Source organism: Rahnella sp. PAMC25617, assembly GCF_050606005.1.
In the GTDB taxonomy this organism is placed as follows: Bacteria; Pseudomonadota; Gammaproteobacteria; order Enterobacterales; family Enterobacteriaceae; genus Rahnella; species Rahnella variigena.
In genome coordinates, this window is sequence record NZ_JBOCUM010000014.1 from 147,461 (window position 1) to 166,968 (window position 19,508).

At 54.8% G+C, this 19,508-nt stretch carries 14 protein-coding genes; 6 read left to right on the forward strand and 8 right to left on the reverse strand.

Features of this window, described 5'->3' with window-relative positions:
- Positions 1 to 23 precede the first annotated feature (23 nt).
- Positions 24 to 1,520: an MDR family MFS transporter gene (locus tag ACM615_RS17955; protein WP_431012261.1), complete on the forward strand. Its 1,497-nt coding sequence runs from the start codon at positions 24 to 26 to the stop codon at positions 1,518 to 1,520.
- Here ACM615_RS17955 and ACM615_RS17960 read toward each other — a convergent pair.
- The 5 genes from ACM615_RS17960 to ACM615_RS17980 form a co-directional block, all read right to left on the reverse strand.
- Positions 1,517 to 3,175 (reverse strand): ABC transporter permease, encoded by a 1,659-nt coding sequence (locus ACM615_RS17960; protein ID WP_431012262.1) that lies wholly within the window; start codon positions 3,173 to 3,175, stop codon positions 1,517 to 1,519. The genes ACM615_RS17955 and ACM615_RS17960 overlap by 4 nt on opposite strands.
- A gap of 47 nt (positions 3,176 to 3,222) precedes the next feature.
- Complete coding sequence (locus tag ACM615_RS17965) at positions 3,223 to 4,164, reverse strand: ABC transporter substrate-binding protein (RefSeq protein ID WP_431012334.1); 942 nt, start codon at positions 4,162 to 4,164, stop codon at positions 3,223 to 3,225.
- Between the two features lie 77 nt (positions 4,165 to 4,241).
- A complete protein-coding gene (locus ACM615_RS17970; protein ID WP_431012263.1) occupies positions 4,242 to 4,991 on the reverse strand; it encodes an ABC transporter ATP-binding protein in 750 nt (249 codons plus the stop codon).
- 690 nt (positions 4,992 to 5,681) lie between these two features.
- Positions 5,682 to 7,187: an L-arabinose isomerase gene (gene araA / locus ACM615_RS17975; protein WP_132964023.1), complete on the reverse strand. Its 1,506-nt coding sequence runs from the start codon at positions 7,185 to 7,187 to the stop codon at positions 5,682 to 5,684.
- Between the two features lie 51 nt (positions 7,188 to 7,238).
- Positions 7,239 to 8,918 (reverse strand): ribulokinase, encoded by a 1,680-nt coding sequence (locus ACM615_RS17980; protein ID WP_431012264.1) that lies wholly within the window; start codon positions 8,916 to 8,918, stop codon positions 7,239 to 7,241.
- 416 nt (positions 8,919 to 9,334) lie between these two features.
- Here ACM615_RS17980 and ACM615_RS17985 point away from each other — a divergent pair, with 416 nt between their 5' ends.
- From ACM615_RS17985 to araC, 4 genes are all read left to right on the forward strand, one after another.
- Positions 9,335 to 10,321 (forward strand): arabinose ABC transporter substrate-binding protein, encoded by a 987-nt coding sequence (locus ACM615_RS17985; RefSeq protein WP_112288541.1) that lies wholly within the window; start codon positions 9,335 to 9,337, stop codon positions 10,319 to 10,321.
- Between the two features lie 248 nt (positions 10,322 to 10,569).
- A complete protein-coding gene (araG, locus tag ACM615_RS17990) occupies positions 10,570 to 12,153 on the forward strand; it encodes an L-arabinose ABC transporter ATP-binding protein AraG (RefSeq protein ID WP_112288540.1) in 1,584 nt (527 codons plus the stop codon).
- Between the two features lie 18 nt (positions 12,154 to 12,171).
- On the forward strand, positions 12,172 to 13,176 hold the full coding sequence (araH, locus tag ACM615_RS17995; RefSeq protein ID WP_120164009.1) for an L-arabinose ABC transporter permease AraH: 1,005 nt from the start codon (positions 12,172 to 12,174) through the stop codon (positions 13,174 to 13,176).
- Positions 13,177 to 13,353: 177 nt separating this feature from the next.
- The gene (gene araC, locus ACM615_RS18000; protein WP_095922099.1) at positions 13,354 to 14,289 is read left to right on the forward strand and encodes an arabinose operon transcriptional regulator AraC; all 936 of its coding nucleotides are present in this window, start codon (positions 13,354 to 13,356) and stop codon (positions 14,287 to 14,289) included.
- 627 nt (positions 14,290 to 14,916) lie between these two features.
- Here araC and uxuA read toward each other — a convergent pair.
- Positions 14,917 to 16,101 (reverse strand): mannonate dehydratase, encoded by a 1,185-nt coding sequence (gene uxuA, locus ACM615_RS18005; RefSeq protein ID WP_112292001.1) that lies wholly within the window; start codon positions 16,099 to 16,101, stop codon positions 14,917 to 14,919.
- 197 nt (positions 16,102 to 16,298) lie between these two features.
- On the opposite strand from uxuA, the gene ACM615_RS18010 reads away from it, so the two are divergent.
- Positions 16,299 to 17,000, forward strand: coding sequence for a FadR/GntR family transcriptional regulator (locus ACM615_RS18010; protein WP_112291999.1), 702 nt, complete (start codon positions 16,299 to 16,301; stop codon positions 16,998 to 17,000).
- Between the two features lie 630 nt (positions 17,001 to 17,630).
- Here ACM615_RS18010 and bcsG read toward each other — a convergent pair.
- Together bcsG and bcsF are read right to left on the reverse strand one after the other, a co-directional pair.
- On the reverse strand, positions 17,631 to 19,277 hold the full coding sequence (bcsG, locus tag ACM615_RS18015; protein ID WP_431012265.1) for a cellulose biosynthesis protein BcsG: 1,647 nt from the start codon (positions 19,275 to 19,277) through the stop codon (positions 17,631 to 17,633).
- Positions 19,274 to 19,507 carry a cellulose biosynthesis protein BcsF gene (gene bcsF / locus ACM615_RS18020; protein WP_112290781.1) on the reverse strand — a complete coding sequence of 78 codons (234 nt, stop codon included), beginning with the start codon at positions 19,505 to 19,507 and terminating at the stop codon, positions 19,274 to 19,276. Before bcsF ends, bcsG begins: the two co-directional genes overlap by 4 nt.
- Position 19,508: the final 1 nt, after the last annotated feature.

A 19,508-nucleotide genomic window follows, 5' to 3' on the forward strand; every position in this document is an offset into this window, starting at 1 on the left:
CAATTCTTAAGAAAACAAAGAACATGGCCGTCAATCATTCTGAAGTCCAAACATCTGCTGTTAAATCTTCCCACCGTCCGCTGATCCTCATTGCCTGCATGTTGTCGATGTTTATGGCCGCGGTGGAAGTGACCATTGTCGCGACCGCAATGCCGACCATCATCGGTGATCTCGGTGGTTTTTCACTGCTTGGCTGGGTATTCGCCGTCTATCTTCTGACTCAGGCGATTACAGTGCCCATTTACGGGCGGCTGGCGGATTTGTACGGCTGCCGGAAAATGTTTTTCATCGGCACCACCTTATTTCTTATTGGTTCAGTCCTGTGCGGCTTCGCGCCGTCGCTGGGCTGGATGATCGGTTTTCGTGCGTTGCAGGGGCTGGGGGCTGGCGCCATTACGCCCATTGCCACGACGCTGATTGCCAATGTCTACGGTCCGCAGGAAAGGGCGAAAGCGCAGGGGTATTTGTCCAGCGTATGGGGCGTGTCGGCGATAGTCGGGCCGCTGATGGGGGCGTTTATTGTTTCCCATTTTCCGTGGGCGGTAGTGTTTTGGGTGAACGTACCTATCGGCCTGGTGGCGATGGCGATCCTGATCAAATACCTGCCGCCGGACGGTCAGCGTAAACCGCATCAGCTGGATCTGGCCGGGACCGCTTATCTCACGCTCGCCGTTGCTTCCTTATTACTGGCGCTGTTACAGGCTGAAGCGCTGGGCTACTGGGCGCTGGCGTTGCTGGCGTTTGCTGTTGTCAACGCCGGGTTACTGGTTCGTCAGGAGCGTAAAACGCCGGAACCTTTATTCCCGCTGGCGCTGTGGGACAGCAAAGTGATTATTGCCGGTAATGTCGGTGGTCTGATTATCGGCGCGACCATGATGGGGATCAGCGCGTTCCTGCCGACTTACGTTCAGGGCGTTCTCGGCGGAACACCGCTGGAGGCGGGCACCACGCTGGCGCTGATGTCCATCGGCTGGCCGCTGGCAAGCATGTTCAGCAGCCGCATGATGCAGGCAACGTCGTATCGTACCACGGCGGTGACGGGCGGATTGTTGCTGGTGGGCGGAAGTCTGGCGCTGTTATTGCTTTCGCCGTCGTCGGGATTGTGGATGGCGCGCATCGCGGCGTTTTCTATCGGCGCAGGCATGGGGCTTTCTAACACCACATTTATCGTTTCAGTGCAGAACAGCGCAGAACCGGCGATCCGCGGCATTGCTACCGCGTCGACGCTGTTCACGCGGATGCTTGGCTCAGCCATCGGCACGGCGGTATTGGGCGCGACGCTGAATCTTAATCTGGAATACCGGCTGCCACAGGTGAACGACCCGGTTCAGCAGCTGATGGAAAAAGCCACGCGCAGCGCGATGGACTCAGGACAGCTGAATATGCTGACCGACAGCGTGGCCGCTTCGCTGCACTGGGTATTCGTGGTGTCGGCGGTGGTTTCAGTGCTGGCGGTCGCCGCAGGTTTGCTAATCCCGTCTGGCGACCGCCCGCGCCGTGAAGCGCAGCGGGAAAGTTAAGACGTCTGACGCTGCTGTAGCCTGAATGCGATTAACATCAGCGTCAGGCTCAGCAGTACGGCAATCGACGCCATTGCCATCCCGTCGCCTACCGAACCCTGTTCAAACTGCCGCCAGACATACACAGAAACCGTCTGCACACCTGCCGGGGACAGCAGCAGCGACGTCACCAGTTCACGTGACGCCACTGCAAAGACCATCATCATTGACGCCAGCAAACTCGGGAACACCAGCGGCAGCAGGATCATCCGCAATGCCTGCGCGGCAGTCGCGCCGTGTACCCGTGCCGCCGCATCGAGATTACCGCCAATCTGCTTTAGCGCCGCGCTGACATACCGCACCGGATAAGGCAGCAGCAGACAGCAATACGACAACAGCAGGATCCCCCAGGTGTTATACGGCGTCACGGGCCAGAAACTGCGGTTCCAGGCCAGGATCAGCCCGACACCAACCACGATACCCGGCAGCGCGGCCGGAAAAAGCGAAAGTCCGTCAATCAACGCCGCCCCGCGAATTTTGCGTGCCACCACCAGCCATGACGCCAGAAATCCCGTCGCACCGGCGATCAGTGCCGTGCCCAGCGCCAGACTGAGACTGGTCGACAGCGCACCGAGCGCATCGCTATGCGCAGCAAACAGATTGCCAAAGTGCCGTAATGTGAAATTGGAAAGCGTCAGTCCGCCGGAAAGGGTGCCGGAAAATGCCGTTACCAGCGTGGAGACAATCGGCAGCGCCACCGCAATCAACGCCACGACGGTAAATAACGCCATCACCGGCAGCGTCCAGCCTGCCAGCGATTTTTGTGTCACATCAGCCGGTTTACCGGTCATGCTCTCGACATTTTTACCGGCCAGCACCGCGCGTTGTACGCTGTAAGCACAAAGTGCGATCGCCACCAGCAGCAGGGAAAGCACCGCAGCGCCCGGCATATCAATCGGCCAGTCGGCAAGCCGCTGTTCGATACCGGTTGTCAGCATCAGAATGCCGCTTCGCGAACCTAACGCACCGGGCACGCCGTATTCCTCTATCGACAGGGTAAATGCCAGCAGCAGACTGGAGGCAATGGCCGGTAAGGCCATCGGCAACGTGATGCGGATAAATGCCCGCCAGGGTCCTGCGCCATGAATACGCGCCACATCCGCCAGACGGCTGCCGCAGGCGGCCATGCTGCGCGAGACAGCAAAATAGACCACCGGAAAAACGTTGAGCGTCATCACTGCCACCATACCCGGCAGTGAAAACAGAAAATCATTGAGATGCAGCCACGGCAGCAATTGCTGTACGTAACCGTTGGTTTGCAGCGCCAGCATCCACGACAGCGCAGCGATATAAGGCGGTATTAAAAAGGGGATCAGAAAAACCACATCCCACAGAACGGCGCCGGGCAGGGCGAATAATCCGCGCAGCGCGCCCAGAGGCACGCCGATCAGCGCGCTGCATAACGCCACGCCCAGTCCGACTTTCAGCGTGGTGGCAAACAGTGCCTGCAACGAAGGTTCGCCAAAAACACGGGTAAATGTGCTGAATGGCGCCGAATAACTGCCGGTATCCAGATGCGGAAAAACCGCCTGCAAGACCACAAATGCCACCGGCACGGCGACCAGTAACAGCAGCGCGATGCCCGTTACGCCCGGTAAAAAAGCGTTTCTATTCATTGATCAAATCTCAGAAGCGGGCTGTTTTGGCGACAGCCCGTGAAGGATTATTGCTGGCCGAACAGTTTCGCAAAACGCTCGAGAACGTCTTTACGGGATGCAGAAGCCTGTGAAGCTTCTGGTAGCAATTTCAATGACTTAAACAAGGGGCGTCTGGCATCAATGTCCGTGCGTGCTGGCATCAGCCACGCATCGGCGACCAGTTTCTGGCCTTCAGGCGAGAGCGCGTAATCGATGAATGCTTTGGCTTCTTTCTGCTGCTGGCTGGATTTGAGGATCATCATCGGACGCGGCGCGATAACCGTGCCGCTGCTCGGGAAAATCACTTTAACGGATTCACCGTCCTGCACGCTGCCATAAGACACATAATCCACTGCGCCGAATACCGCGGCTTTCGCCCCCTGCAATACCGGCGTCAGCGCCTGCGCATTCGGACCAGCGATAATCATGCCGTTGGCTTTCAAATCTTCAAACAGCTTCCAGGCCTGCTGTGCATGCGCATTTTGTAACCCGATCAGCAAATCTAACGAGGCACCAGAAAGCGACGGGTCCGGCGTGGTGACTTTGTCTTTGAATTCTGGTTTGGCTAAATCGCCCCAGTCTTTCGGTTCGGTAGTACCGCTTTTGGTGTTCCACACGATACCCAGCGCGGAAATACCCTGCGCGACGTAATACGGCGTTTTGAATTGTGCCGGAACCAGTTCTGCATTCGGGCTTTGATATTCCAGCAACCAGCCACGTTGCTCGAGGTCGGTTGCGGTATCCCAGGACGCCGAAATTAAGACGTCCGCGCGCGGATTCGCCTGTTCGGCTTCCAGCCGCGCCATGACTTTGCCGGTTGTTGCCTGGAACACATCGACTTTTACGCCGGTTTGTTTTTCATAGCCAGCTGCCAGTTTTTTTGCCAGTGAACCCGGCCCGGCGGTGTAGAGCGTCAGTGCCTGAGCACTGCCGGCTGCCATTGCGAGAGAAAGAGTCATTGCTGTCATTACGCCTGTTTTGGTACGGGAAAACGTTTTTGTCTGTGTGTTGTGTGTGCGGTTCATCATTTTCATTCCATCAAAGGTTAAGCAACAAAAGGTGAAACAACGGAAGGGTCAATCTGGTCAATGCTGGCGATGGCGCCTTTGTCCATGCGCGCAATGCGGTGAGCGAGTGCATGAGCCTCGTGCTGATCGTGGGTGACATACACCGCCGTGGTGCTGAGCTGGCGCAACAATGTCGCCATTTCTTCGCACAGGCTTTCGCGCAGGTCGCGGTCAAGATTCGACAGCGGTTCATCGAACAGCAAAATACGCGGCTCGGCGACAATCGCCCGTGCCAGCGCCACGCGCTGCTGCTGACCACCGGAAAGTTCAGAAGGGCGGCGCGAGACAAAATCCGCCAGCCCGACGCGTTCCAGCGCGGCCATCACTTTCTGGTGTTGAGCCGCGCCACGGATCCCGCGCATTTGCAACGGAAACGCGACGTTCTGGCGCACGTTCATGTGTGGCCACAGGGCGTAATCCTGAAACGCCATCCCGAGATTGCGTTTTTCCGGCGGCACGCTGAGTTTCCCGCTAGCGACGATTTCGCCATCGAAACTGATCTGCCCCGACGCGGGATGGAGTAGCCCCGCCAGCATTTTCAGCAGCGTGCTTTTCCCGCAGCCCGAAGGGCCAAGCAGGGCGAGGATCGTCCCTTCCGGCACGGATAAATTGACGTGATTGAGTACCGGGTTGCTCCCAAAGAAATGGGACACCTGATGAATAGCGATGGCAGGGGGAGAAGACATGCGCGCAGGCGCATTCCCGCCGGTATGAGCTGGAATGATCATGGTTGGTACTATCCTCTTTGGGATTTATTTGTGGGGGTGAGCGTAAAGGGGGAATGTGACGGACGGATGACACCTTTTGGAAAGGTGTGGAAATTGCCCTGGCGGGCGGCCGCCAATTCAACTTCAATTTCAAAACCGTGGGCGTCGGCCCACACCGACCAGAGACCCGGTAACGCGCGGGCCTCTGGACTCCGCGCTTTTTTTACTGCGCGCTGTCGCGGGTATGACGGACATGTTCCGGCGCAATGGTGAGTGGCGCAAATCCAGGTGCTTCGCACTGCCTTCTCTCGGTCTTCAAGCCATAGGTCTTGAAGCCGCTCCGTTCAGCTGAATTTTGAGCACGCCAATAAACTTATCTAAAAGACTAAAATCATCGGTTTTGAATTTAAGATCATGCGGGCGTTTCAGAAAGCTTGCTGAATGAGAGGTTGCAGACCCAAGGCTGCAATCCCGAAATGAAGGTACCGCGCAGCGGCAAGATTTCCAGCCTGTCGCTGTTGTTTCTGAAACATAGCCAGCGAGCGGAGCGGGGAGTTTAAGACGTGGAGATTCCAAAGAGGGCTCGTCTTAGCCCTCTTTGGTCGGTTTCGCCGCGAAAGCTACAGTGATAACTGTTATTGAAAAACCGAAATTTACGCTAACTCGCTTTAGCAGTGTAAGCCGCCATTGCAGCGGCCTTCTGCAAGCAAATCAGCGACTGCAAAGTTTGTAATACACCTCATTCCACCGGATCTGATTCTTAAAGTCCGGCAGCGTCGTCTCGTTATCAATCACCAGCAATTCAATATTGCTCAGCTCCGCATATAACCGCAACGCGTCAATATCCAGCGCCTGCGAGAACACGGTATGGTGCGCGCCGCCGCCGAGGATCCAGGCTTCTGCCGCTGTCGCCAGTGACGGCTGGGCTTTCCAGATAGCGCGGGCGACGGGCAGTTTTGGCAACGGATGAGGCTGCTCTACGGTATCTACCAGATTGACCAGCAGACGGAAACGGTCGCCCATGTCGATGACGCTGGCGTTAACCGCAGGGCCTGCCGGCGTGGAGAAGATCAGACGCGCCGGATCCGCTTTGCCACCTATGCCGAGATATTGCGCATCGAGTAACGGTTTTTCTTCTTTGGCAATCGACGGACACACTTCCAGCATGTGCGAACCGACCACCAGGTCATTACCCGGCTTGAAGTGGTAGGTGTAATCTTCCATGAACGACGTGCCGCCTTTCAGGCCGCTGGCCATCACTTTCATGATGCGCAGCAGCGCCGCAGTTTTCCAGTCGCCTTCGCCGCCAAAGCCGTAGCCTTTTTGCATCAGACGCTGTACCGCCAGCCCCGGCAGCTGTTTCATACCGTGCAGATCTTCAAAGTTAGTGGTGAATGCGCCGAATTTACCTTGCTCCAGGAAACGCGTCATCCCCAGTTCGATTTTCGCTGCATCCAGCAGGTTTTCACGACGTTCGCCGTTAAGTTTAACCGCATCGGTCAGGCGATAAGTGGCTTCGTATTCTTCCACCAGCGTGTCGATATCGCCTTTGCTGACTTCGTTGATGACGCTGACCAAATCGCCAATGCCGTAAGCATTGATGCTGTAGCCGAACTGGATTTGTGCGGCCACTTTGTCACCTTCTGTCACGGCAACTTCACGCATGTTGTCGCCAAAGCGCGCCACTTTCAGATGCTGACTTTCGTTTTTCGCCGCAGCGACGCGCATCCATTGGGCGATGCGGCGATGTGATTCGCCATCCTGCCAGTGTCCCGCGACCACAGTGTGTTGCTGACGCATACGGGCACCGATGAAGCCAAATTCGCGACCGCCGTGTGCGGTCTGGTTCAGGTTCATGAAGTCCATGTCCATGGTGTCCCACGGAATTTCAGCGTTGAACTGCGTATGGAACTGCAACAACGGCTTATGCAGAATGCTTAAGCCCGCGATCCACATTTTGGCCGGAGAGAAGGTGTGCAGCCAGGTGATGATCCCCACGCAGGCATTGTCGTAGTTGGCGTCGCGGCACAGCGCCGTGATTTCATCCGGCGTGGTCACCAGTGGTTTGAGCACCAGTTTAACCGGCAAACCGGCTTCGCTGTTCAGGCTACTGACCACCTTCTCGGCGTTCTCTTTTACCTGACGCAACGCTTCCGGTCCGTACAGATGCTGACTGCCAATGGCGAACCACACTTCGAGATGTTTAAACGCGTCCATTTATTACTCCTGAATATCGTAGGTGTGAAATAGCAATTTATGTGACAGACATTAATGTGCCGGTTTCGCTGCAAACAGCGGTTCAGTGGTGGCACACCATTGCTGATAACGTTCGTACAGGCGCTGATATTGCTCGACGCGCTGCGGATCTGGCAGCAGCGTACGCTCGATGCTGCAGGCCATTTTTTCCTGTGCGGCCGGAACGTCGCTGAATTCCCCGGCGGCGACGGCAGCGAAAATTGCCGCACCCAGCGCACAACACTGATCGGAGGCGACGATTTGCAGCGGACGGTTCATCGCGTCGGCGCAAACCTGCATGATGACCGGTGATTTACGTGCGATACCGCCGAGCGTGAGGACGTTCTCCACCGGAATATCCTGCTGTTCGAAACATTCCATGATGGCGCGTGCGCCAAAGGCGGTGGCAGCGATAAAGCCCCCGAACAGTTCCGGTGCTTGCGTACCCAGATTGATATCGGTGATGACGCCTTTCAGACGCTGATTGGCAAACGGTGTACGGCGACCGTTGAACCAGTCGAGCACCAGCGGCAGATGATCGAGTTTCGGACTGGCCGCCCACGCTGCGGTGAGATCGGACAGCAGATTTTTTTGCAGGCTGGTCAGTTGCGGTGCCATTTCAGGATGCACTTTAGCGGCCTGAATCAGTGGCCAGCTCAGCAGACGACTGAACCAGGCATACATATCACCGAAAGCGGATTGTCCGGCTTCCATGCCGATCATGTCCGGCACCACGCTGCCTTCGACCTGACCGCAGATCCCGGCAATCGCGCGGTCGTTTACACGCTCTTTGTCGGCGATCAGAATGTCGCAGGTGGAAGTCCCGATCACTTTCACCAGCGTATAAGGCTGTGCGCCCGCGCCGACTGCGCCCATATGGCAGTCGAATGCACCGCCGGAAAGCACCACGGAAGCAGGCAGGCCAAGGCGTTCTGCCCATTCAGTGGTCAGCGTGCCAACAGCCTTTTCGGCGGTAACGGTGTCAGTAAACAGCGGATAGGGCAGGTTTTCGACCAGCAAAGGATCGAGAGCGGCAAAGAAATCTTTTGGTGGCAAACCGCCCCATGACGGATGCCAGAGCATTTTGTGTCCGGCGCTGCAACGACCACGCACCACTTTGTCCGGCGCCGTGGTACCGGAAAGCAGGGCAGGCACCCAGTCGCACAGTTCAACCCAGGAAGCCGCGGCTGTTTTAACGGCAGCGTCCGCACGGGAAACATGCAGGATTTTCGCCCAGAACCATTCTGAGGAATAAACGCCGCCGATATAGCGGGAATAGTCGGGGAATTCACCGCTGCGGCACAGGCGGTTAATTTCTTCGGCTTCTTCGATGGCGGTGTGATCTTTCCATAACACGAACATGGCGTTCGGGTTTTCGGCGAACTCCGGCTTCAGCGCCAGAATGTTGCCTTCATTATCTACAGGAGCCGGTGTAGAACCGGTGGAATCCACACCGATCCCCACCACGCGCGCCGCCCGTTCACTGCCCAGACGTTGCACGACGTTTTTGATTGCCTGCTCCATCGCTTCTATATAGTCGAGCGGATGGTGGCGGAACTGGTTTATTGCCGCGTCACAGTAACGGCCTTCAGTCCAGCGCGGATAATAAACCACGTCAGTTTCCATCTCCGCACCGGTCTGACAATCCACAGCCAGTGCCCGGACAGAATCGCTGCCAAAATCAAGACCAAGAGCAATCGCACCTTGCGTCATTCTTTCTCACTCCTTCAGGTTTGCCGTAGTCATTACGGCGGCGAATCGAATTGCTCTAACAGTAGGAGGATGCAAAAAAGTGAGTGAGGAGGCGTTAGCTGGAAGTATGCACAAATCTGCTCCCAATGATGTTTCTGTGAGGTTGGTCAAATGTTAGCGTTTGGCTAAAATCGCTATATCTATGTACAAACCTGCTGTTTTCCCGCCGTGTGATAGCGCTCTACATTCCGCTGCAAAATTACCGCTAAAACTTAACCCGTCTTACAAGAGAGTGTGACGTAAATCCGCTAAACACAGGACTTCGCCGCACTTTCACTTTGTTTCCTTACGCTACTGATAACGTTTTCATGATTGCGGCAAACCAACAGATTTGAGACTGCGATTGTGAAAAACAACAATAAAAGTCGGAGAACATCATGCATAAATTCACTAAGGCATTAGCGGCGGTAGGGTTAGCAGCCGTTATGTCACATTCAGCTATGGCAGCCGAAAATCCAAAGCTGGGTTTCCTGGTTAAACAGCCTGAAGAGCCGTGGTTCCAGACTGAATGGCGCTTTGCAGATAAAGCCGGTAAGGATCTGAACTTTGAGGTCATCAAAATTGCTGTACCGGACGGTGAAAAAACGCTGAATGCCATCGACAGTCTGGCGGCAAACGGTGCAAAAGGTTTTGTTATCTGTACGCCGGATCCGCGTCTGGGGCCTGCCATCATGGCGAAAGCTCGCAGCTATGACATGAAAGTTATCCAGGTGGATGACCAGTTCGTGAATGCCAAAGGCAAACCAATGGAAGAAGTGCCATTGGTGATGATGGCCGCCACCAAAATTGGCGAACGTCAGGGACAGGAACTGTATAAAGAAATGCAAAAACGTGGCTGGAAAGTCGCAGATACCGGCGTGATGGCGATTACCGCTGATGAGCTGGACACTGCACGCCGCCGTACCTCCGGTTCTATGGATGCACTGAAAGCTGCCGGTTTCCCGGAAAAACAAATCTATAAAGTTCCGACCAAATCCAACGATATCCCTGGCGCACTGGATGCCGGTAACTCCCTGTTAGTCCAACATCCTGAAGTGAAGAACTGGCTGATCATCGGTATGAACGACAACACCGTTCTCGGTGGCGTGCGGGCAACAGAAGGTCAGGGCTTCAAAGCCGCTAACGTGATTGGCATTGGTATCAACGGTGTGGACGCCGTGAATGAGCTGTCAAAAAGCGCGCAAACCGGCTTCTACGGTTCCCTGTTACCTAGCCCGGATATCCACGGTTATAAAAGTATCCAGATGCTGAACGAATGGGTCACCAAAGGCGTTGAACCACCGAAATTCACCGAAGTCACTGATGTTGTCCTGATCACCCGCGACAATTTCAAAGAAGAGCTGAAGAAGAAAGGTCTTATGTGATCTTCAGATGTGGTTGAAACAAGCAATACCCCTAAATAATTCGAGTTGCAGGAAGGCGGCAAGTGAGCGAGTCCCGATGAGCTTACATAAGTAAGTGATTCGGGTGAGTAAGCGTAGCCAACGCATCTGCGACTTGAAGTATGAAGGGGAGAGACGCTGCTGCATGGCGGACGACAGGAAGTTTTACGAACTGTTTTCTGTTGTGCAGTGGCGTGCATTCAACTTTACTTAATTTCCAGGTAGCCACTATGACTCAGCAATCTTCAAACAAGACGCCTTTGCTGACACCGTCACTGACGGAGTTTGATGCGGCCACGCCGTATCTGGAATTCCATGACATTGGCAAAACTTTTCCAGGCGTGAAAGCGCTGGACGGGATTTCTTTCAATTGTTATGCCGGGCAGATCCATGCGCTGATGGGCGAAAACGGCGCGGGTAAATCGACGCTGCTTAAAATCCTCAGCGGCAACTATCAGCCTTCACAGGGCAATATTCATATCAGAGGGCAGCAGGTCGCTTTCAATAACACCACCGATGCGCTCGATGCCGGTGTAGCGATAATTTATCAGGAATTGCATCTGGTACCGGAAATGACGGTGGCTGAGAACATTTATCTCGGACAGTTGCCCAGCAAACACGGTTTTGTGAACCGCAAATTGCTGCGCTATGAAACCAAAATTCAGCTCGAACACCTCGGGCTGGATATCGATCCCGATACCCCGCTGAAATATCTCTCCATCGGCCAGTGGCAGATGGTGGAAATCGCTAAAGCGCTGGCGCGTAACGCCAAAATCATTGCCTTCGATGAGCCGACCAGTTCACTTTCAGCACGTGAAATCGAACAACTGTTCCGTGTTATCCGTGAGTTGCGGGCAGAAGGGCGTGTGATTTTGTATGTGTCACACCGTATGGAAGAAATTTTTGCATTAAGTGACGCTGTCACCGTTTTCAAAGACGGCCGCTATGTGCGTACCTTTGACGACATGACACAGGTGGATAACAGCAAGCTGGTGCAGGCGATGGTCGGCCGTAATCTGGACGACATTTACGGCTACGCGCCGCGTCCGCACGGCGAAATACGTTTGCAGCTGGATCAGGTTAAAGCACCGGGCGTGAAAACACCGATCAGCCTGAGCGTGCGTCAGGGCGAAATCGTCGGCCTGTTCGGGCTGGTCGGCGCCGGTCGCAGTGAGCTGATGAAGGGATTATTTGGCGGCACGCGCGTCACCGGCGGCACACTGCGCCTCGATGGCAAAGTGATGAACATTCGCAAACCGGCAGACGCGATCCGCCAGGGCATCATGCTGTGCCCTGAAGACCGCAAAGCCGACGGCATCATTCCTGTTCACTCGGTACGTGACAATATCAACATCAGCGCCCGCCGGAAAACGGTGAAAGCGGGTTGCCTGATCAACAACGCCTGGGAAGCGAAAAATGCGCGCAAGCACATCGAGGCGCTGAATATTAAAACGCCGAGCGATCAGCAGCTCATCATGAACCTTTCCGGCGGTAATCAGCAAAAGGCCATTTTAGGGCGCTGGTTGTCGGAAGACATGAAAGTCATTTTGCTCGACGAACCGACGCGCGGGATTGACGTCGGCGCCAAGCATGAAATTTACAACGTGATTTATTCACTGGCCAAACAAGGCATTGCGGTGCTGTTTGCGTCCAGTGATTTACCGGAAGTGCTGGGTCTGGCGGACAGAATTGTGGTGATGCGCGAAGGCGCTGTCTCCGGCGAACTGTCCCACGATGAAGCCACCGAAGAAAAAGCGCTGGGGCTCGCCATGTTGCGGACACCAGACCTTGATTCTGCCCCTGACGCTGCCTGACTGAGGAGCAAAAATATTATGTCGAGTATGACAACCAATTCAGCCAAACCGGATCAACCTTCAGCGGCATCGCGCAGCGGACAAGGCCTGATGCGTATCTGGGACAGCTACGGCATGTTAGTGGTGTTCGCCGTACTGTTTCTCGCCTGTTCGATTTTCGTGCCGAACTTCAGTTCTTTCATCAACATGAAAGGGCTGGGGCTGGCCATTTCGATGTCTGGCATGGTGGCCTGCGGGATGCTGTTCTGTCTGGCTTCCGGTGACTTTGACTTGTCTGTCGCCTCCGTTATCGCCTGTGCGGGCGTGACAACCGCGGTGGTCATTAATATGACTGAAAGCCTGTGGATTGGCGTCGCTGCCGGTTTACTGCTTGGGATGCTGACCGGTTTACTCAACGGATTTGTTATCGCCCGCCTGAAAATTAACGCGCTGATCACCACGCTTGCCACCATGCAGATTGTGCGCGGTCTGGCGTACATCATTTCTGACGGTAAAGCGGTGGGCATCGAAGACGAACGTTTCTTCGCACTCGGCTACGCCAACTGGCTGGGACTGCCCGCACCAATCTGGCTGACGGTCGGTTGTCTGATTATCTTTGGTCTGCTGCTTAACAAAACCACGTTTGGCCGAAACACGCTGGCGATTGGGGGTAATGAAGACGCCGCGCGTCTGGCCGGTGTGCCGGTGGTGCGCACTAAAATCATTATCTTCGTTCTGTCCGGTCTGGTATCGGCGGCGGCGGGGATCATTCTGGCTTCGCGTATGACCAGCGGCCAGCCAATGACGTCGCTGGGCTTTGAGCTGATCGTCATCTCCGCCTGCGTGCTGGGTGGCGTTTCGCTGAAAGGCGGCATCGGTAAAATTTCCTACGTGGTATCGGGGATCCTGATCCTGGGTACCGTGGAAAATGCCATGAACCTGCTGAATATATCTCCGTTCTCGCAGTATGTGGTACGTGGTCTGATCCTGCTGGCGGCGGTTATCTTCGACCGCTACAAACAGAAAGCGAAAAAGACCGTTTAACGGGGTTTTGTGATAACGCTTTCACAGCTTGTTACTCGCGGCATTTAACGCTCAGACCGGTTAAATGCCGCAAAAACGCGTGGTTGTTCACAAAAAAGTAACATTTATTGGCAGCGTTTTCATCGCCGATTAGAATAGATAAAAAGTCCATAGCCACGTGAAGTTTCGGGAGGTTCGATGTATCACCGTATGATTCAGGATCAGCAGCAAAACCCGCTGTTACCGGGGTACAGTTTCAACGCCTATCTGGTCGCCGGTATGACACCGATCCTTGCTGACGGGCCACTGGATTTCGCCATTGATCGTCCGGGTGGCATGAAAGGTTACATTCTCAACCTGACCGTAAAAGGGCAGGGCAAAGTCTTTGACGGCGAAGATACGTTCTACTGCAATCCCGGCGATCTGCTGTTATTCCCGCCGAAAGCCCGTCATCTCTACAGCCGTTCCGCTAACGCCGATTCCTGGTACCACCGCTGGGTGTATTTCCGTCCGCGTGCCTACTGGGCCGACTGGCTGGAGTGGCACACTAAAACCCGCGACGTCGGGCGTCTCTCCTTACCGAATAACACCTTATTACTGGAATTCGACCGCCTGTTTGCCAATATCGAGCAAACTCAAAAATCTGGCCGTCGTTTCTGCGAAGAGTTAGGGATGAATCTGCTGGAGCGTCTGTTGCTGCGCGCAATGGAAGAAGATCCGCAAAGTCCGCAAAAAATCATGGATCCGCGGGTTATCGAAGCCTGCCAGTTCATCACCGGAAATCTGGCCGGAGAGTTGCGTATCGACGAAGTGGCGCGTCATGTTTGCCTGTCGCCATCACGGCTGGCGCATCTGTTCCGCGAGCAGGTGGGGATCAACATCCTGCGCTGGCGTGAAGATCAGCGGGTGATCCGCGCCAAACTGCTGCTACAAACCACACAGGAATCCATTGCGACGATTGGGCGTGTGGTGGGATATGACGATCAGTTGTATTTCTCGCGGGTATTCCGCAAACGGGTAGGGGTGAGCCCAAGTGATTTCCGCCGCAGAAGTGTTGAGATTAACTATCCGGCTAAACCGTACAAGTCACATCCGTGGCCGGAGCAGGAAAACGCGGTGGCATATCATTTTTGAGTTTTTGCAGAGTGGGCCGCTGCAAAAGGGGCGGCCGTTTAAGGTCAACAACACCTTGGGTTGCCACCCAAACCGGCCTTAAGGTTAAGGTCGTGGGCGTCGGCCCACACCGACCAGAGACCCGGTAACGCGCGGGCCTCTGGACTCCGCGCTTTTTTCACTGCGCGCTATCGCGGGTATGACGGACATGTTCTGACGCAATCGTGCGTGGCGCAAAATGTCATCGCTGCGCGATTCCCGAATTTCAGGTTTCGAGCCATAGGTCTCGAACCGTTCATTCGGTGCCATTTTTGATCGCGCCAATAAACTTATCTAAAAGATAAATCCATTCCATTTTTGAATTTAAGATCGTGCGGGCGATTCAGAAAGCTTGCTGAACGGAGCGGGCTGGAGACCAGAGGCTCCAGGACCGAGTGAGGGGATCGCAGAGCGGCAAGCTTTCCAGCCTGTCACTGCAGTAACTGAAACATAGCCAGCGAGCGTTAGCACGTGTTGAAAAAGCGAAGGGAGATCCAAGAGGGAAAAAGCATTTTTCCCTCTTGGTCGGTTTCAGCGCGAAAGGCCGAGTGATAACCGTTATTAAGAAACCGAAATTATCTCAGTCGGAAGTTAATTTATCCCGCGAGTTTACTCGGCAAAGAAGCTCTGTTTCAACGCCCGCTCCACACCCCGCAGTTCCGCCAGTCCCCGCAGACGTCCAATCGCCGAATACCCCGGATTGGTTTTCTTGTGCAAGTCATCCAGCATCTGATGGCCGTGATCCGGACGCATCGGGATAGCGCGCAAATTACCTGCGCGGCGGCGGGTTTGCTCTTCGGTCAGAATGGCTTTGATGACTGCGACCATATCCACATCACCGTCCAGATGGTCGGCTTCATGGAAGCTGCCCGGAACTTCTTCGCGCAGCGTGGCGCGCAGGTGGATGAAGTGAACGCGGTCAGCGTAATCGGTCATCATTTTCACCAGGTCATTATCTTCACGCACGCCGTAAGAACCGGTGCAGAAGCAGAAACCGTTATGAATACTGTCGACGGTTTCTTTCAGCCACTGCATATCTTCAATGGTGGAGATAATGCGCGGCAGGCCGAGAATAGGGCGCGGTGGATCATCCGGATGAACCGCCAGACTTAATCCGCATTGCTCCGCCACTGGCACAATACTGCGCAGGAAGTGCGCCATGTTTTCACGCAGTTTGGCCTTATCGATACCGTCGTACGTCGCCAGACGGGCACGGAACTGATCCAGCGTATAACCTTCTTCTGCACCCGGCAGACCGGCGATGATGTTAGACACCAGCTGGTCTTTCTCTGCCTGCGTCATCGCCGCAAAATATTCTGCCGCCTGTTTCTGCTCTTCCGCGCTGTAATAAGACGTTGCGCCTTCACGTTTGAGCAAATGCAATTCAAAGGCCGCGAAAGCGATATGGTCGAAGCGCAGGGCGCGTGAACCGTCCGGCAGCAGATAACCCAGATCGGTACGCGTCCAGTCCAGAACCGGCATGAAGTTATAGCAGACCGTATAAATGCCACATTCCGCCAGATTACGAATAGATTGCTGATAGTTAGCAATGTGCTTCTCAACATCTCCGCTGCGGGTTTTGATTTCCTCATGTACCGGAATGCTTTCGACAACCGACCACACCAGACCCTTGGCTTCAATGATCGCCTTACGCTTTTTAATTTCTTCTACCGGCCAGACTTCACCGTTAGGAATATGGTGCAGGGCGGTGACCACGCCAGTGGCGCCAGCCTGACGCACATCATCAAGCGAAACCGGATCGTTCGGGCCGTACCAACGCCATGTCTGTTCCATGTGTTTTCCTTAAAATTGTTAACTGATTCTCTGAATGTAGTTGACGCATGGCCGGTGATAAGTTCAATCTTAATGCGCGGTCTGGTCAGGTGGTCTGCTGGTCAGGCCATCAGACCGACATATGATTCAGTATCAAACCGATGATTAATGTGACCGGGATAACAGATCTGCGATTCAGCAAGAACACGGAGACAATAATGGAATTACCAACCCTGAAAGTGGAACGGCTGTATCGCCAGATTTCAAACGTACTGATTAACTGCATCAACACCGGTCAGTTCGCGCCGGGGGCGATGATCCCGTCCGAACGTGACCTGTCCAAACAGCTGGGCGTCAGCCGTTCTTCCATCCGCGAGGCGCTGATTGCACTGGAGATCACCGGCTGGGTGGAAATCCGCACCGGCAATGGTGTCTACGTCAGCGACCCGCTGCCACAGGCAACGCCAGCCGCACAGCAAACGGTCAGTCATGAAGAAGAATTCAGCCTGCAGTCGCTGGTGAAAGCGCGACAGGTGTATGAAGCGATGACGGCGGAACTGGCGGCGATTAACGGTACCGACGAGCAGCGTGTGAAATTAAAAGAAATTGCCGATGAGCTGAACAAGCTGAATGCCAATAATGACGCATTTCTTGAAGCCGACCGTCGGTTCCATCTGATGATCAGTGAGATGACCGGCAATGAAGTGCTGCACGATATGATGGGCTACCTGTGGGATAAACGCCGCTCACGCCGGTTTATGCGTCTGGAAAGCCATTACACCGAAGTCGATTTTGCCCGTGAAATGAATGCCGACCATCAGGGGATCCTGGATGCGATTCTGGCGAAAGATGGCGCGGGGGCGAAAGCCCGGATGGCAAGGCATTTACAGCATGTGTATGACCAGTTATTTGCGGAGTGATAGTGTCAATGCAGGACACAGGCGGCTTTTAAATCAAAACCTTGGGTTGCCACCCAAACTGGCCTCAAGGTCAAGACCGTGGGCTCGCCGCCCACACTGGCCCAAAGGGTTTTAAACGAAACCCTTTGGAATCCTGCGTTTTTTTAACTGCGCGCTCTGCTCGCTGGCTATGTTTCAGGTATCACAGTGATAGCCGCAAAATCCCGCCGCTGCGCGGTTCCCTCCCTTCGGGTTACAACCCGCGTAAAAAGACACGCGGTTTTCCACCTCTCGTCCGGCGGTATTTTGGAACCGGCCTCAGGCCTTTACTTCACAACCTTACTTGTTCTGTTTTGTTTTTAAAAGCCAAGGGCGGTTCAGAAATATTGCTGAACGGAGCGGCTTCGAGACCTTTGGCTCGAAGACCGAGAGAAGGCACCGCGCAGCGGCAAGATTTCCAGCCTGTCGCAGTGGCACCTGAAACATAGTGTCCAGCGATAGCGCGAAGTGAAAAAAGCGCGGAGTCCAGAGGCCCGCGCGTTACCGGGTCTCTGGTCGGTGTGGGCCGACGCCCACGACCTTGACCTAGAGGCCAGTTTGGGTGGCAACCCAAGGTTTTGCCCGGGTGGGCGGCAAGCCCACAAAATAGCATCAGCTCGGATACGGCACCCATCCACCGCCATTCAGGCGAATATAGATTTTCCCCTGATATTCCATTACCACCGAGTTTTCATTTTCAGACACCAGCGGGGTTTGCGGCAGGTTCGACGCGAAGGTTTTCCAGTCCATGGTCGGCGTGGTAAAGACTTTGCCATCGACTGCGCGGGCGACCATTTCTGAAATCGCCTGATAGCTGCTCTGGCCTTCAATTTTCATCGGCGACGGCGCATGTGGTGCCTGCATACCAAAGAACTTCACACCGACCGGGATGTGAGTGATACCCGGACTCGGGATATCACGCAGGCCGGAAATCTGCATCTTATCGCCCACCAGCGCCGCGCCATGTTCAGGCACCACCACCAGCATCACTTTACGACCCGATTTATCCAGCTGATCCATAAAAGTGTTCAGCTGGTTCAGCAGTGTCTGTGCGCGGTTATGGTAGTCCGCACCTTTATTGCTGCCGACGTAACGGTTGCCGTCATGCAGCGGGATCAGGTTGAAGAAGGTTGCTGTCCGTGCGGTGCCGGCTTTTTCCTGATTCTCAAGCCAGCGGGAGAACAGTTGCCCGTCGTTGAAAATGGGTGAACCGTCGAAAGAGGTCAGTTCATAACCCAGACCCGCCTGCGACATCAGCGGGGCTTTCATATCCGCGTCATCACGCAGATTGCCGATGTAATTACCGAACACGCCGGTGTGATCCATCGCCAGTTGCGAGGTAAAGCCCAGACGCGCCAGCTCGTCAAACAGGTAACATTGCTGACCGGCTGGTTGGTACAAATCGTGGTGGGATGGCTGACCGCAGCTCGCCCGCAGCAGGCGAATCGACGCCGGACCACTGTATGCGGTGGCGGAGTTGAAATTGCTGAAGACAAAATCAAAGCGCGACCACAGCGGCGAATTCGAAAGATTTACTGCGTCCAGATCAGCCCAGGCCAGCGAACAGATATTGATCACCAGCAGATCGAAAGGCTGCGCATCGGCTGGCAGGGCATCAGGAAACTTCGTCGCCTTGCGGCGTTCGTTTTGATAGAACTGATCCAGATACGCATTCAGGTTGGCATTGGTCGGCGGACCCGTGACGGTATTATCGGTAGCGGATGGCGCGACTTGTGCCGGAGCCGCCGCGGTATTTTGTGCCACAACCGGTGCCGGTGTATGCGTAAACAACGGCGTGATCACACCGCTGAGATTCACCCATAACAGGGCTATCACCGTGAATGTCGTCAGGCGTAACCACTGTGAAATAAACAGATAACCGACCAGCAGGGCGAAACCGACGGCAATCCACTGCCAGTTGATGAAACGGTCAGCCAGTTCAAGCAGATAACTGACGCTGAAACCTGCGACGTCAGCTCCCTGATTGACAATGGAACGCCAGCCCGGCAGCCACGTATCATGATAAAGCAGCGCAAGACCGAACGGCAGGGCAACCCATTGTCGCCAGCGATGGAGGCGCAGGGAGCGAAGCGGGAATAATAATACCGCCGCAAAAACCAGATTACTCAGCGCGTCAAAATTCAGATAACCCTGTGAAAGCAGAACAAATTTCAATAAGAAATAGTAGTTCCAGGCACCAAGACCGCGCCAGGATTGCCAGATCCGCAAGCGCGGAGAAGAAGAGTGCGATTCGTTCATGATGAAGTTTTGGATTTCCCTGTAGCCGCAGAATTTTCAGGCAAAGTCGCGGAGCGTTTGCGGTTCTTATTGATGCTGCTGATGGTCATGGGGGTTAAATAACGCGGCGAAAGAAATCGCGTCGCAAAGCGGTTTTTCCAGCGCGGCAACCGGCTGCGCAGGGCATATCCCAGCGGGAGAAAAATCACCGCCGCCAGAATGAAAATTTCGATAATGTCCTGAATGTCCATT

Excerpts from the sequence above, each read along its gene's own strand:
- ACM615_RS17985 (WP_112288541.1), top strand. The coding sequence starts at position 9,335 with ATGCATAAATTCACTAAGGCATTAGCGGCGGTAGGGTTAGCAGCCGTT.
- ACM615_RS17960 (WP_431012262.1), bottom strand. The coding sequence starts at position 3,175 with ATGAATAGAAACGCTTTTTTACCGGGCGTAACGGGCATCGCGCTGCTG.
- ACM615_RS17965 (WP_431012334.1), bottom strand. The coding sequence starts at position 4,164 with ATGACAGCAATGACTCTTTCTCTCGCAATGGCAGCCGGCAGTGCTCAG.
- araA (WP_132964023.1), bottom strand. The coding sequence starts at position 7,187 with ATGGACGCGTTTAAACATCTCGAAGTGTGGTTCGCCATTGGCAGTCAG.
- araH (WP_120164009.1), top strand. The coding sequence starts at position 12,172 with ATGTCGAGTATGACAACCAATTCAGCCAAACCGGATCAACCTTCAGCG.
- bcsF (WP_112290781.1), bottom strand. The coding sequence starts at position 19,507 with ATGGACATTCAGGACATTATCGAAATTTTCATTCTGGCGGCGGTGATT.
- ACM615_RS17980 (WP_431012264.1), bottom strand. The coding sequence starts at position 8,918 with ATGACGCAAGGTGCGATTGCTCTTGGTCTTGATTTTGGCAGCGATTCT.
- ACM615_RS17970 (WP_431012263.1), bottom strand. The coding sequence starts at position 4,991 with ATGATCATTCCAGCTCATACCGGCGGGAATGCGCCTGCGCGCATGTCT.
- araC (WP_095922099.1), top strand. The coding sequence starts at position 13,354 with ATGTATCACCGTATGATTCAGGATCAGCAGCAAAACCCGCTGTTACCG.
- ACM615_RS18010 (WP_112291999.1), top strand. The coding sequence starts at position 16,299 with ATGGAATTACCAACCCTGAAAGTGGAACGGCTGTATCGCCAGATTTCA.
- ACM615_RS17955 (WP_431012261.1), top strand. The coding sequence starts at position 24 with ATGGCCGTCAATCATTCTGAAGTCCAAACATCTGCTGTTAAATCTTCC.
- bcsG (WP_431012265.1), bottom strand. The coding sequence starts at position 19,277 with ATGAACGAATCGCACTCTTCTTCTCCGCGCTTGCGGATCTGGCAATCC.
- araG (WP_112288540.1), top strand. The coding sequence starts at position 10,570 with ATGACTCAGCAATCTTCAAACAAGACGCCTTTGCTGACACCGTCACTG.
- uxuA (WP_112292001.1), bottom strand. The coding sequence starts at position 16,101 with ATGGAACAGACATGGCGTTGGTACGGCCCGAACGATCCGGTTTCGCTT.